At 60.9% G+C, this 13,623-nt stretch carries 12 protein-coding genes and 1 pseudogene; 9 read left to right on the plus strand and 4 right to left on the minus strand.

Going from position 1 to position 13,623, the window contains the following annotated elements:
* The first annotated feature begins 4 nt into the window (after window positions 1–4).
* From QF039_RS03785 to QF039_RS03810, 6 genes are all read left to right on the plus strand, one after another.
* The gene (locus tag QF039_RS03785; RefSeq protein ID WP_307517015.1) at window positions 5–601 is read left to right on the plus strand and encodes a tRNA-uridine aminocarboxypropyltransferase; all 597 of its coding nucleotides are present in this window, start codon (window positions 5–7) and stop codon (window positions 599–601) included.
* Window positions 602–701: 100 nt separating this feature from the next.
* Window positions 702–1,604 (plus strand): cysteine synthase CysM, encoded by a 903-nt coding sequence (gene cysM, locus QF039_RS03790; protein WP_003210736.1) that lies wholly within the window; start codon window positions 702–704, stop codon window positions 1,602–1,604.
* Window positions 1,604–2,956: a 23S rRNA (uracil(1939)-C(5))-methyltransferase RlmD gene (gene rlmD / locus QF039_RS03795; protein ID WP_008438175.1), complete on the plus strand. Its 1,353-nt coding sequence runs from the start codon at window positions 1,604–1,606 to the stop codon at window positions 2,954–2,956. The genes cysM and rlmD overlap by 1 nt, the downstream gene beginning before the upstream one ends.
* Window positions 2,957–3,092: 136 nt before the next feature.
* On the plus strand, window positions 3,093–5,336 hold the full coding sequence (gene relA, locus QF039_RS03800; protein WP_008438176.1) for a GTP diphosphokinase: 2,244 nt from the start codon (window positions 3,093–3,095) through the stop codon (window positions 5,334–5,336).
* A gap of 153 nt (window positions 5,337–5,489) precedes the next feature.
* Complete coding sequence (gene mazG / locus QF039_RS03805; protein WP_003210739.1) at window positions 5,490–6,323, plus strand: nucleoside triphosphate pyrophosphohydrolase; 834 nt, start codon at window positions 5,490–5,492, stop codon at window positions 6,321–6,323.
* Between the two features lie 25 nt (window positions 6,324–6,348).
* Window positions 6,349–6,894, plus strand: a complete 546-nt coding sequence (locus QF039_RS03810; RefSeq protein ID WP_003210740.1) for a DUF2058 domain-containing protein — start codon at window positions 6,349–6,351, stop codon at window positions 6,892–6,894.
* 206 nt (window positions 6,895–7,100) lie between these two features.
* Here QF039_RS03810 and QF039_RS03815 read toward each other — a convergent pair whose 3' ends face one another.
* The 4 genes and pseudogenes from QF039_RS03815 to purM form a co-directional block, all read right to left on the minus strand.
* The gene (locus QF039_RS03815; protein ID WP_003210741.1) at window positions 7,101–7,289 is read right to left on the minus strand and encodes a hypothetical protein; all 189 of its coding nucleotides are present in this window, start codon (window positions 7,287–7,289) and stop codon (window positions 7,101–7,103) included.
* Between the two features lie 253 nt (window positions 7,290–7,542).
* Window positions 7,543–8,257, minus strand: a pseudogene (locus QF039_RS03820) (DUF3108 domain-containing protein).
* 8 nt (window positions 8,258–8,265) lie between these two features.
* Window positions 8,266–8,916: a phosphoribosylglycinamide formyltransferase gene (gene purN / locus QF039_RS03825; RefSeq protein ID WP_008438189.1), complete on the minus strand. Its 651-nt coding sequence runs from the start codon at window positions 8,914–8,916 to the stop codon at window positions 8,266–8,268.
* Window positions 8,916–9,974 (minus strand): phosphoribosylformylglycinamidine cyclo-ligase, encoded by a 1,059-nt coding sequence (purM, locus tag QF039_RS03830; protein ID WP_003210744.1) that lies wholly within the window; start codon window positions 9,972–9,974, stop codon window positions 8,916–8,918. The genes purN and purM overlap by 1 nt, the downstream gene beginning before the upstream one ends.
* Window positions 9,975–10,333: 359 nt before the next feature.
* On the opposite strand from purM, the gene QF039_RS03835 reads away from it, so the two are divergent.
* From QF039_RS03835 to hda, 3 genes are all read left to right on the plus strand, one after another.
* Window positions 10,334–11,374, plus strand: a complete 1,041-nt coding sequence (locus QF039_RS03835) for a DUF2066 domain-containing protein (RefSeq protein WP_003210745.1) — start codon at window positions 10,334–10,336, stop codon at window positions 11,372–11,374.
* A gap of 53 nt (window positions 11,375–11,427) precedes the next feature.
* Window positions 11,428–12,501: an AI-2E family transporter gene (locus tag QF039_RS03840; RefSeq protein WP_177019653.1), complete on the plus strand. Its 1,074-nt coding sequence runs from the start codon at window positions 11,428–11,430 to the stop codon at window positions 12,499–12,501.
* A 217-nt stretch (window positions 12,502–12,718) separates the two neighbouring features.
* Complete coding sequence (gene hda, locus QF039_RS03845; RefSeq protein WP_003210747.1) at window positions 12,719–13,423, plus strand: DnaA regulatory inactivator Hda; 705 nt, start codon at window positions 12,719–12,721, stop codon at window positions 13,421–13,423.
* Window positions 13,424–13,623 lie beyond the last annotated feature (200 nt).

Genomic DNA, 13,623 nt, shown 5'->3' on the forward strand with positions numbered 1-13,623 from the left:
ACCCATGTCCAGACCCCAATGCTCCCGCTGTCTGCGGCCCACCACCCATTGCCTGTGCGCGCTGATTCCGAGCCTGGATAGCCGCACCCGGGTGTTGCTGTTGCAGCACCCAAGTGAGGTCAATCACGCCTTGAATACCGCGCGGTTGGCGGCGCTGGGCTTGGTGAATGCGCAGTTGGTGGTGGGGGAGGTGTTTGAGGATTTGCAGGCGTTGTTGAATCCGCCGGGTTATCAGGCGCGTCTGTTGTTTCCGGACGAAAATGCCCAACCCTTGCAGGCCTATACGCCATCCGACGAACCGTTGCTGTTGGTGGTGCCGGACGGTACCTGGCGCAAGGCGCGCAAGTTGCTGCACCTCAATCCTTTATTGGCGGCGCTGCCTCGGGTGACGCTGGCGGAAGGCGCCGTGTCCCGTTATCGGCTGCGCAAGGCACCGGGGCCTGGAGCGTTGTCGACGGTGGAGGCCATCGTGCAGGCGTTGCAAGTGCTTGAAGCGCCCACCTCATTTGAGCCGCTGCTGAAACCGTTCGAGGCATTGATCGAAGGACAGATTGCCGCGATGGGCGATGAAGTGTTCCAGAGAAACCACGGCCCCGCCTGACTTATTCCATTAAGCGATAAGCACCACACTTTGCGTGATATGGCCCGCCAGCCTTTCCCGGTATGATGGTCGCCCCCGCAGTCTGGATTGCGAATACGCCATGACCTTGCAGTACCCCACCATCGCCGATTGCGTCGGCAACACCCCGCTGGTCCGCTTGCAGCGCTTGCCGGGCAACACCAGCAATACCTTGTTGCTCAAGCTCGAAGGGAACAACCCGGCCGGCTCGGTCAAGGACCGCCCGGCGTTGTCGATGATCACCCGCGCCGAGTTGCGTGGGCAGATCAAGCCCGGCGACACCCTGATCGAAGCCACCTCCGGTAACACCGGGATTGCCCTGGCCATGGCCGCGGCGATCAAGGGCTACAAGATGGTCCTGATCATGCCCGACAACGGCAGCGCCGAGCGCAAGGCGGCGATGACCGCCTACGGCGCCGAGTTGATCCTGGTCACCCAGGAAGAAGGCATGGAAGGCGCCCGCGACCTCGCCGAGCGTATGGCTGCCGAAGGCCGTGGCCTGGTGCTGGACCAGTTCGCCAACGGCGACAACCCCGAGGCGCACTACACCACCACTGGCCCGGAAATCTGGCGCCAGACCCAGGGCACCATCACTCACTTCGTGAGTTCGATGGGCACCACCGGCACCATCATGGGCAATTCGCGCTACCTCAAGGAGCAGAATCCCGAGATCCAGATCGTCGGCCTGCAACCGATGGAAGGCGCAGCGATCCCGGGGATCCGTCGTTGGCCCGAAGAGTACTTGCCGAAGATCTACAACGCGGCTCGCGTCGATCGCATCATCGACATGGCCCAGCGTGAAGCCGAAGACACCACCCGCCGCCTGGCCCGTGAAGAAGGGATCTTCTGCGGCGTGTCGTCCGGTGGCGCCGTGGCCGGGATGTTGCGCTTGTCCCAGGAGTTGGAAAACGCGGTGATCGTCGCGATCATCTGTGACCGTGGCGACCGTTACCTGTCGACCGGCATTTTCGACGCGCCCAACTGATGGCCAAGCACGAGAGAGGCCTGCGCTTCCAACCGACGGGCGGCAGCCGGGCCCCACAGATTCCTGTAGGCAAGAAGCAGCGCCTGACCATCGAGCGCCTGGCCAACGACGGCCGTGGCATTGTGTTCTTTGAAGGCCGCACCTGGTTTGTCGTGGGTGCGCTGGCCGGTGAAGAGGTGGAAGCGCGGGTGTTGGGCGCCCACGGCAAAGTGGTCGAGGCGCGCACCGAGCGCGTATTTACCGCCAGCGAACTGCGCCGTCCGGCACCCTGTGTGCACGCCGGCCGCTGTGGCGGTTGCAGCCTGCAACACTTGCCCCATGACGAACAACTCGCCCTGAAACAGCGCATGCTCGCCGAGCAATTATCCCGTGTGGCCGGTGTCGAACCCCAGGAGTGGGCCGCGCCTTTGAGTGGGCCGGAATTCGGCTATCGTCGCCGCGCCCGCGTGGCCGTGCGCTGGGATGCCAAGGCGAAGAAACTCGAGGTCGGCTTTCGTGCCGTGGCCAGCCAGGACATCGTCGCCATCGACGATTGCCCGGTGCTGGTACAGGCCTTGCAACCGATCATGCAGCGTTTGCCCAACATGCTGCGGCGCTTGAGCAAGCCTCAGGCATTGGGGCATGTGGAATTATTCAGTGGTTCGTCGATTGCCGTGTTGTTGCGACACATGGCGCCCTTGTCCGAAGCGGACCTGACGATCCTGCAGGAATTTTGCACGTTCCATGAAGCCCAACTGTGGCTGCATGGCGAGGGCCAGCCGCAACCGGTCGAACCAGACCAGGCCTTGGGCTACCGTCTGGAACCGTGGGATCTGCAGTTGGCGTACCGCCCGGGAGACTTTGTGCAGGTCAACGCCGGGGTCAACCAGGCGATGGTCGCCCAGGCCCTGGATTGGCTGGCGCCAAAGCCCGACGAGCGGGTGCTGGATTTGTTTTGTGGCTTGGGCAACTTCGCCTTGCCGCTGGCCCGCCAAGTGCGGGAAGTGGTGGCGGTGGAAGGCGTGCAGGCCATGGTGGACCGGGCGGCACAGAATGCCGTCAGCAATAATTTGCATAATGTTCAGTTTTTTCAGGCCGATTTGTCCCAGCCTTTGACCGACGCGGAATGGGCCAAACAGGGCTTTTCTGCGGTACTCTTGGACCCACCCCGCGATGGTGCCCTGGAGGTTGTGCGCAAGCTCGCTACCCTGGGGGCTGATCGCCTGGTGTATGTGTCCTGCAATCCGGCAACGCTGGCGCGGGACACGGTCGAGTTGGTCAAGCAAGGCTACCGGCTAAAACGTGCCGGGATCCTCGACATGTTTCCCCAGACGGCCCATGTCGAGGCCATGGCGTTATTTGAAGCGGGCTAGGATGCCCGTTTAATCCGACTGGCCTGCATCTCCTGGGCCTGTGACCTGCCAGGGAGCGTGCACAAGCTTTTTTTGTAAAGCAGGTCAGCGATGATTTTGACGCACTAAAAGGTGCGTCGTAGGGAAGGTAAGCAAGATGGTACAGGTGAGAGCACACCAGCCGATCAACACCGACGGCAGTATCAATCTCGAGGCATGGCTGGATCATGCCATCAGTGTCGACCCGGCACTGGACCGTGAAGCCTTGAAAGCAGCCTGCGAGTTCGCTCGTGAGTCTGAACAGCAAGACAATGCGGCGAAGAACCTGTGGGCCGAAGGCACTTCAAGCTTTCGCACCGGGTTGGAAATCGCCGAGATCCTCGCCGATCTCAAGCTCGATCAGGATTCGCTGATCGCGGCGGTGCTGTATCGCGGCGTGCGCGAAGGGCACATTCAGTTGCCCACCATCAGCCAGCGTTTCGGCACCGTGGTGGCCAAGCTGATCGACGGCGTGCTGCGCATGGCGGCGATCAGTGCCAGCCTCAGCCCGCGCCAGTCGATGGTGCTGGGCACCCAGGGCCAGGTGGAAAACCTGCGCAAGATGCTGGTGGCGATGGTCGACGACGTGCGCGTCGCCTTGATCAAGCTGGCCGAGCGTACCTGCGCGATTCGGGCGGTGAAAACCGCCGACGACGAAAAGCGCAACCGCGTCGCCCGCGAGGTGTTCGACATCTACGCGCCGCTGGCCCACCGCCTGGGCATCGGCCATATCAAGTGGGAACTGGAGGACTTGTCCTTCCGTTACCTCGAACCCGATCAATATAAACAGATTGCCACGCTGCTCCATGAGCGGCGGCTGGACCGTGAGCGCTTTATCGCCGACGTGATGAGCCAGTTACGCACGGAATTGCAGGCCACCGGCGTTGAAGCCGACATCAGCGGCCGGGCCAAACACATCTATTCCATCTGGCGCAAAATGCAGCGCAAGGGCCTGGCCTTCAGCCAGATCTACGACGTGCGCGCCGTGCGTGTGCTGGTGCCGGAAATGCGCGACTGCTACACCGCGCTGGGTATCGTGCACACGCTGTGGCGGCACATCCCCAAGGAATTCGACGACTACATCGCCAACCCCAAGGAAAACGGTTACCGCTCATTGCACACGGCAGTGATCGGCCCCGAGGGCAAGGTGCTGGAAGTACAGATCCGCACCCACGCGATGCACGAAGAGGCGGAGCTGGGCGTATGCGCTCACTGGCGCTACAAGGGCACCGACGTCAAGGCCGGGTCGAACCAGTACGAAGAGAAAATCTCCTGGTTGCGCCAGGTGCTGGAGTGGCACGAAGAGCTGGGCGACATCGGCGGTTTGGCCGACCAGCTGCGGGTAGATATCGAACCTGACCGGGTCTACATCTTCACCCCCGACGGCCACGCGATCGACCTGCCCAAGGGCGCCACACCGCTGGATTTTGCGTACCGGGTGCACACCGAGATCGGCCACAACTGCCGTGGCGCCAAGATCAACGGGCGCATCGTGCCGCTCAACTACAGCCTGCAGACCGGTGAACAGGTCGAGATCATTACCAGCAAGCACGGTACGCCGAGCCGCGACTGGCTGAACCCGAACCTGGGCTACATCACCACGTCCAGGGCGCGGGCGAAGATCGTCCACTGGTTCAAATTGCAGGCGCGCGACCAGAACGTCGCCGCCGGCAAGACCTTGCTCGAGCGCGAATTGGCACGCCTGGGCCTGCCGCAGGTGGACTTCGACAAGCTGGCCGAAAAGGCCAACATGAAGATCGCCGAAGACATGTTCGCCGCCCTCGGTGCCGGCGATCTGCGCCTGGCGCAGTTGGTCAACCTGGCCCAGCAACTGGTTGAGCCGGAGCGTGGCAGCGAGCAGCTGGAACTGATTCCACGCAAGGCCACCGGCTACAAGCCGGGCAAGCGCGGCGATATCCAGATCCAGGGCGTCGGCAACCTGATGACGCAAATGGCCGGCTGCTGCCAGCCATTGCCGGGCGACGCCATCGTCGGTTACATCACTCAGGGCCGCGGGGTGAGCATTCACCGCCAGGACTGTGCCTCGGTGTTGCAACTGGGCGGGCGCGAGCCGGAGCGGATCATCCAGGTCAGTTGGGGCCCGGTGCCGGTGTTGACCTATCCGGTGGACATCATCATTCGTGCCTACGACCGTTCCGGGCTGCTGCGTGATGTGTCGCAGGTGCTGCTCAATGAGCGGATCAACGTGCTGGCGGTCAACACCCGCTCGAACAAAGAGGACAACACGGCGCTGATGTCCCTGACCATCGAGATTCCGGGGCTGGACGCGTTGGGTCGGTTGCTGGGGCGTATTTCCCAGTTGCCGAACATCATTGAGACCCGGCGTAATCGCACGCCATGAGTAGCTGGATGAGCGCGGACTGAAATGTGGGAGCGGGCTTGCTCGCGAAGGCGATGTGTCTGTCAAATATCAGGTAACTGACACGACGCCTTCGCGAGCAAGCCCGCTCCCACATTTGATCCTCAGCGTTCCCACTTCTGCGGAAAGAGACTGATGTATTCACTTGAAGACCTGCTGCACCTGATGAACCGCCTGCGCGACCCGCAATACGGTTGCCCGTGGGACATCAAGCAAACCTACGCCACTATCGTCCCCCACACCCTGGAAGAAGCCTACGAAGTCGCCGATGCGATCGAGCGCGGGGATTTTGATCACCTGCAAGGTGAGCTGGGCGACCTGTTGTTCCAGGTGGTGTATTACAGCCAGCTGGCGCGGGAAGAAGGGCGCTTCGAATTCGCCGGGGTGATCGACAGCATTACCCGCAAGTTGATTCGCCGTCACCCGCATGTGTTTCCCACGGGAGACTTGTACGCGCCGCTGGATATTCCGCAGCTGAGCGAAGAGCAGGTCAAGCAGCGTTGGGAAGAAATAAAGGCCGAGGAGCGTGCGGAAAAATCCGACGCACCGGAGCAACTGTCCTTGCTGGACGATGTGCCCACAGCCTTGCCGGCGCTTTCCCGCGCCGCCAAATTGCAAAAGCGCGCCGGGCAGGTGGGTTTCGACTGGCCGGCCGCGTTGCCCGTGGTGGATAACGTGCGCGAAGAGCTGGATGAAGTGCTCGAAGCCATGGCCGATAACGACCCGGCAGCCATCGCCGATGAAGTAGGTGACCTGCTGTTTGCGGCGGTCAACCTGGCCCGTCACCTCCAGGTCGACCCGGAAGCAGCCTTGCGTTTAGCCAACGCTAAATTCGAACGACGTTTCCGATTTATCGAACAGGCATTGCGCGAGACCCACCGTCCCATAGAAGATTGCACCCTCGAAGAGTTGGACGCCCTGTGGGGTGAAGCCAAACGCCAGGAAAAGAATCTGTCCAGCTGCGGCTGAGCCGTTGCCCAAGTGAGTAAGCACCATGAGCATTTCCCTTCGCGACCAGTTGCTCAAAGCAGGCCTGGTCAACCAAAAGCAGGCCAAGCAGGTCGGCAAAGAGAAACAGAAACAGCAGCGCCTGGTGCATAAAGGCCAGGCCGAAGCGGACGACAGCCAGGCGCGCCTGGCCATCCAGGCGCATGCCGAAAAGGTCAAGCGCGACCAGGAGCTGAACCGTCAGCAGCAGGAAAAGGCCGAGGCTAAGGCCCGCGTTGCGCAGGTCAAGCAATTGATCGAAACCTCGCGCCTGCCCAAGCTGACCACCGAGGACTACTACAACTTCGTGGATGACAAGAAGGTCAAGCGCCTGTCGGTCAACACGCTGATGCGTAACAAGCTGAGCAACGGCTCCCTGGCGATCGTGCATCACGGTGGCGGTTACGAGGTGATCCCGCGCGAAGCCGCGCTGAAGATCCAGGAGCGGGCGCCAGAGCGCATCGTCCAGATGAACGTGCTGACCGAAAGCCAGGTGCCGGATGAGGATGATCCGTACGCCGCCTACCAGATCCCTGATGACCTGATGTGGTAATGCGTTAGAAACACACATTGTGGCGAGACGGCTTGTTGTGGCGAGGGAGCTTGTTGTGGCGAGGCAGCTTGCTCCCGCTGGGGCGCGAAGCGCCCCCAAAATCCCAACCCCCAACCCCAAAAACACAAACCCCGCTCAAAAGGCGGGGTTTGTGTTTATAGACACTCCAGCTGCGTGGGGCTGGTTATCTACAGGATTTCAGAGTTTCAGGAGCTTTGCGCCTGGCGTTTCATCTCAAGGGTCTCGAGCTCGTTTTTATAATTATGAGCTTCGGCCTCGTCGTGAAACATGCCGACCAGCAGGTCTTGCTGGTGTACATCCCAGATGTGAATCCCGTGGGCTACTGCTTCATGGGACATATGTTCATCGTCGCGTTCAGTTACTTTTACAGTCATCTGCTTGCTCCAATCTCTGGTTGATCTGCGGCAAGGCGTCGCAGGCCTTTGTTATATGATTTGTTAGCTTGCTAAGTAAATAACCAGGAATTGCAACACACCTTTACAGAAAATGGAGTAATCCCGCGAGCCCACGGAAACCGCGACATTGCGTCGCAGGGTGCTGAGTTTTATGACAAAAGTTTCATGTTGGCGTCAGGCGACAGGCGAAAAAAAGCCCCGCGTACGCGAGGCTCTTTCATTGCGCAGAGGATCAGCTGCCTTTGACAGCCTTGCCGTCAACGGTACCGTCTTGCAGCATGATGTTGTATTCCTTGCCGTCAGTCTCGACCTGGCGCAGGGCAACCAGGATGCCGCCCCAGTCCTTGGCAAACCACATTTGGGTAATGCGCTTGCTTTGAGTCGGGTCACGCACGCGCTCGACCTTGATCGCATCGATGGAGCCGGCTTTGGTCTGGACCTTTTCCGGGCCGATCACGCGGAAGTCGTAGGTATCGACATCAGTGCCTTCGACGACGTTGTAGCTCATGCTTTTCTTGCCGGCTGCCACATCGCGCTGCAATGCCAGCTGGTAGGTCGACTTGTCGAGCATGCCGCTTTGAAGGGCCACGTTGACCGGGTCCTTGTTTTCAAAGCCGGTGACTTTCTGTGGCCGTCTGATCGAAGTCGAGGTTGATCTTCTTCGTCTTGCCCAGGCCACCGCGTTCGAAGGTGTAGCTCACCGGTTGCAGGGCGTCTTTGTCGAAGCGGATCACGCTGGTTTCAGTCAGGCTGGCGATCATCATGGAAGCCTTGAAATTCAAGGTCCAGCTGCCGTTGTCATTCTTGGTCAGGCTGCGTTCTGCCGAACCACTCATGGGCAACTGTTTCCAGTCGGCGGTGTAGCTGGCGGAGAAAGGGTGAAGGTCTGCCGCTTGCACGGCAGGCAAGGCGAACAGCGCAAAAGCGAAGAGCAGGGCGCGACGCATAAAGTCTCCTAGGTTCGAATCAAGTGGCCGCTGGCCGCAAGTAACTGACCGTCCAATAATGCACCGTGGTCGCCAAGAATCAACCGCCCCTCAGCGAACCAGCGAACAGCCAGCGGGTAAATCCTGTGTTCCTGGGTGTGAACCCGTTGCGCAAGCGTCTGCGCAGAGTCCGCAGACTCTACCGGAACTACTGCCTGTACGACCAGAGGCCCGCCATCGAGTTCCTCGGTGACAAAGTGCACGCTGCAGCCGTGCTCGGTGTCGCCGGCCTCCAGGGCACGCTGGTGGGTGTGTAACCCTTTGTATTTTGGCAGCAGGGACGGGTGGATATTCAGCAGACGCCCGTTGTAGTGACGCACGAAGTCAGCGCTGAGAATGCGCATGAAGCCGGCCAGTACCACGAGTTTGGGGTTGAAGGCGTCGATCAGTTCGATCAAGGCGCTGTCGAAGGCCTCGCGGCCTTCAAAAGCCTTGTGATCCAGGGAGCGGGTGTCGATACCTGCGTCCCTGGCGCGTTGCAGGCCGTAGGCGTCGCTGCGGTTGGAAATCACCGCAGCGATGCGCACCGGGCTGTCGCCGGCGCGCGTGCTGTCGATCAGGGCCTGCAAGTTACTGCCGGTGCCGGAGAGCAGCACCACGACATCACAGGTTGCAGGCATCAGTGCGCCTTAAGGTTCTTCAGTTCAACCTGAGCCGCGCCTTCAGGGGCGGTAGCGATCTGGCCGATGACCCAAGGCTGTTCGCCGGCTTCACGCAATACGTTCAGCGCGCTTTCAACGTGCTCTTGAGCCACGCAGATGACCATGCCCACGCCGCAGTTCAGCACGCGGTGCATCTCGGTTTCGTTGACGTTGCCTTTCTCTTGCAGCCAGTCGAAGACTGCCGGGCGCTGCCAGCTGGCCACGTCGACAATCGCCTGGGCGCCTTCAGGCAGTACGCGCGGGATGTTGTCCAGCAGGCCGCCACCGGTGATGTGGGCCATGGCCTTGACCGCGCCGGTGTCCTTGATCAGCTTGAGCAACGGCTTCACGTAGATGCGGGTCGGGGCCATCAGCAGGTCGGTCAAGGGCTTGCCGTCGAGCTGGATGGTTTCGATGTCGGCGCCGGACACTTCGATGATCTTGCGGATCAGCGAGTAGCCGTTGGAGTGCGGGCCGGACGATGGCAGGGCCAGCAGGGCGTCACCGGCAGCCACCTTGGAGCCGTCGATGATTTCGGATTTTTCGACAACGCCGACGCAGAAACCGGCCAGGTCGTAGTCTTCGCCTTCGTACATGCCTGGCATTTCAGCGGTTTCGCCGCCGACCAGGGAGCAGCCGGACAGTTCGCAGCCAGCGCCAATGCCGGTGACCACCTGGGTAGCGGTCTCGACGTTGAGCTTGCCGGTGGCGTAGTAGTCAAGGAAGAACAGCGGCTCGGCGCCGCACACCACCAGGTCGTTCACGCACATGGCAACCAGGTCGATGCCGATGCTGTCGTGCTTGTTCAGGTTCAGTGCCAGGCGCAGCTTGGTGCCCACACCGTCGGTGCCGGAGACCAATACAGGCTGCTTGTAGCCGGCCGGGATCTCGCAGAGGGCGCCAAAACCGCCCAGGCCGCCCATGACTTCGGGGCGCGCAGTGCGCTTGGCGACGCTCTTGATGCGTTCGACCAATGCTTCACCGGCGTCGATGTCTACACCGGCGTCCTTGTAGCTCAGGGAGGGTTGCTTGCTCATGATCCAGGCCTTTAGGGGGGATTCAGGGGTAACGACCGAATGCGGCGGGTGTACCGAAACCTGAAGTTTCAGCACGGCCTGCCATTGACGGTCTGCGAAGGCGCGCGATTTTATCAGGCTTGAGGGGCAGCGGCCATCCTCGGGCCGACGGGCAGGGGCAATAGCTGTTAAAAAAATCGCTAATCGAGTCGGTCACAGGCCCTATTAAGGTATAGCCTTTAACTCGCTATCGTTATGACAGTACAAAAACTTGCCGAGACCCTGTGAATGTTTTGCCGGTCGCTGTGGTCACAGCCTTGCTCAACAGTGTTCACGCGGTCTGTTCCAACCGCTTATTTGCCGTTCGGGAATCTTCTTTCATGGGTCTGAGTAAATATTTTTTTGTGGGCTGCTTGTCGTTGGTCAGCCTGGCGAGTCATGCCGAAACCCTCAATGGTCTCTATCAAGTGCTGGAGCCGGTCAGCAGTCAGTCTCCCCAGGAGCGCGACCAGGCGACCCAGCGTGCCCTGCAAACCCTGGTGATCCGCCTGACCGGCGACGCCAAGGCCGCCGATGGCCCGGGCCTGGCGGCGATCCGCAAAGACCCGCAACAAATCATCAGTCAGTACGGCTACGACGCCGGCCCGCCGGAAAGCCTGCAGGTGGATTTCGACCCGGTCAGCACCGACCGCGCGTTGCGTGGCGCGGGCCTGGCGCTGTGGGGCAGCAATCGGCCATCGATCCTCGGTTGGTGGCTGAACGATTCCGTCGAAGGCAGCAGCCTGGTCGGTGATGGCCAGGCCGTCGCCCAGCCGCTGCGCCGCGCGGCCCAGCACCGTGGTTTGCCGCTGCGTCTGCCATTGGGTGACCTGGACGAACAGATCGTCGCCACCGCCCCGAATCTTGAAAGCCCTGACGCCACACCGCTGCGCGCCGCGTCCGAGCGTTATGGTGCCGATGCCTTGCTGGCGGTGCATGCTCGCGAAGATGGCGGCCAATGGTCGGCCAAATGGCGCCTGTGGCTGGGGGATAAAAGCGAGCAGGGCACCGCCACCGGCACGGATACTGCCGCATTGGCTGACGCCGTGCTGCTGGCCGTCAGCGAACGCCTGGCACCACGCTTTGCGGTCAAGGCCGGCGCTGCCACCAGTGATCAGTTGCTGGAAGTGCAGGGCATGAATCTCGAGCATTACGCCGCCCTCGGCCATCTGCTGGAACCGTTCGGTGCCCAGCCAGTGCGCGTGGACGGCACTCGCATCGTTTATCGGGTGAATGGCAGCGCCGAGCAGCTGCGCACCCAGTTGAGCCTGGCCAAGTTGCAGGAAATCCCGGCAGGTGAAGCTCCGGCTCCGCAGCCGGTGGTAGAAGGCGCGCAACCGGCACCGGTCGAGCCGACGCCGCAGCTACGTTTTCATTGGTAAGTGTTCTTCCTTCTTATATAGAAGCAGGAAGCAAATAACAGAGGGAGTGGTTTATGGCGGATACGCGTCGTTGGGTGTGGCTTGGCGGGATTGTCCTGCTGTGCGTTTTTGTGTTCCTGCTGCATTCGATCCTGACGCCGTTCCTGGTCGCGTTACTGCTGGCCTACCTGTTCGATCCGGTGGTGGATCGCCTGGAAAAGCTCGGCCTGTCACGTACCTGGGGCGTGGTGGCGGTGTTTGCGTTGTTCACCTTGATCATCACGGCGCTGGTCCTGGTGCTGGTGCCGATGTTGGCCAAGCAGCTGTTCAAGCTCTATGAGCTGGCGCCGCAGATGCTCGACTGGCTGCAACACACGGCCATGCCGTGGGCGCAGGCCAAGCTGGGGCTGGCAGACGGCTTCTGGAAGTTCGACAAGGTCAAGGCGGCCATCAGCGAGCACATGGGCCAGACCACCGACATTGTCGGCGTGGTGCTGAGCCAGGCGACGGCGTCGAGCCTGGCGCTGATTGGCTGGCTGACCAACCTGGTGCTGATCCCGGTCGTGGCGTTCTACCTGCTGCGGGACTGGGACATCATGATGGCCAAGATCCGCGGCCTGCTGCCGCGCGACCGTGAGGAGCGCATTGTCTCCCTGGCCGAGGAGTGTCATGAGGTGCTCGGCGCCTTCGTCCGTGGCCAGTTGCTGGTGATGCTGGCGCTGGGGATCATCTACGCGGCGGGGTTGATGGCGATCGGCTTGGAACTGGGGCTGTTGATCGGCCTGATCGCCGGCCTGGCAGCCATCGTGCCTTATATGGGCTTTGTGATTGGTATCGGTGCGGCGCTGGTGGCCGGGTTGTTCCAGTTCCACGGCGACCTGTACCCGATGCTCGGGATTGTCGCGGTGTTCATGGTCGGCCAGGCCCTGGAAGGCATGGTGCTGACGCCGTTGCTGGTGGGCGACCGGATCGGCCTGCATCCGGTGGCGGTGATCTTTGCGATCCTGGCGGGCGGCGAGCTGTTCGGCTTTACCGGCATCCTGCTGGCGCTGCCGGTGGCGGCGGTGATCATGGTGCTGGTGCGCCATGTGCACGACTTGTACAAGGACTCGGACATGTACGCCGGAACCGACGAACCGGAGTTATAACCGCAGCATCACAAACCCGGCTCAAGGCCGGGTTTGTCATTTATCGGCTCTGGCGTTTCGCCATTGCGTCAAACATTCCTCACCAAATCCAACAAGTTAACGCAAACCTTTGATTTTGCTTGTGGTCTGCTGCATTGTGCGCCCGGCGTCACGGGTATAAACTTTGCAAACTTTACACAGAGGTCACTAACGGTTCGATTGGAACCGTTCAGTCAGCATGAAACCGATTCAGCTGCCCCTAGGTGTGCGTCTGCGTGACGACGCCACCTTTATCAATTACTACCCAGGTGCCAATGCCGCTGCACTCGGCTATGTCGAGCGGCTCTGCGAAGCCGACGCCGGGTGGACCGAAAGCTTGATCTACCTCTGGGGCAAGCACGGCGTGGGGCGTACCCACTTGTTACAGGCCGCTTGCCTGCGCTTCGAACAGATGGGTGAACCGGCGGTGTACCTGCCGCTGGCGGAGCTGCTGGACCGCGGTATCGAGATCCTCGACAACCTTGAACAATACGAACTGGTCTGCCTGGACGATTTGCAGGCAGTGGCGGGGCGGGCAGATTGGGAAGAGGCACTGTTCCATCTGTTCAACCGCTTGCGTGACAGCGGCCGGCGCTTGTTGATTGCCGCCTCCACCTCGCCACGTGAGCTGCCGGTGAAGCTGGCGGACTTGAAGTCGAGGCTGACCCTGGCGCTGATTTTCCAGATGCGCCCGTTGTCCGACGAAGACAAACTGCGGGCCCTGCAACTGCGTGCTTCGCGCCGCGGGTTGCACCTGACCGATGAAGTCGGGCATTTTATTCTCACTCGCGGTACACGCAGCATGAGCGCACTGTTCGACTTGCTCGAACAGCTCGACCAGGCTTCCTTGCAAGCCCAGCGCAAGCTGACTATTCCCTTCCTCAAAGAAACCCTGGGCTGGTAGCCAGCCCTTTAAAGCCGGGGCTTTCGGCAAATTACAGGCGCCAGAAAACCTGCGTTTGGGCCGTTTTGGCCACGCAAATGGCTGGCATAGGGTGTTAAGGGCTTAGATGTCATAGTCCAAACAAGAAGTCACATAGATCACGATTGAATTTGCAAATCGATGTGATAGAAGGCATAGTCTCGGCTTCTTTACACATCAGC

Source organism: Pseudomonas sp. W2I6 (genome assembly GCF_030815935.1).
GTDB lineage: Bacteria > Pseudomonadota > Gammaproteobacteria > Pseudomonadales > Pseudomonadaceae > Aquipseudomonas.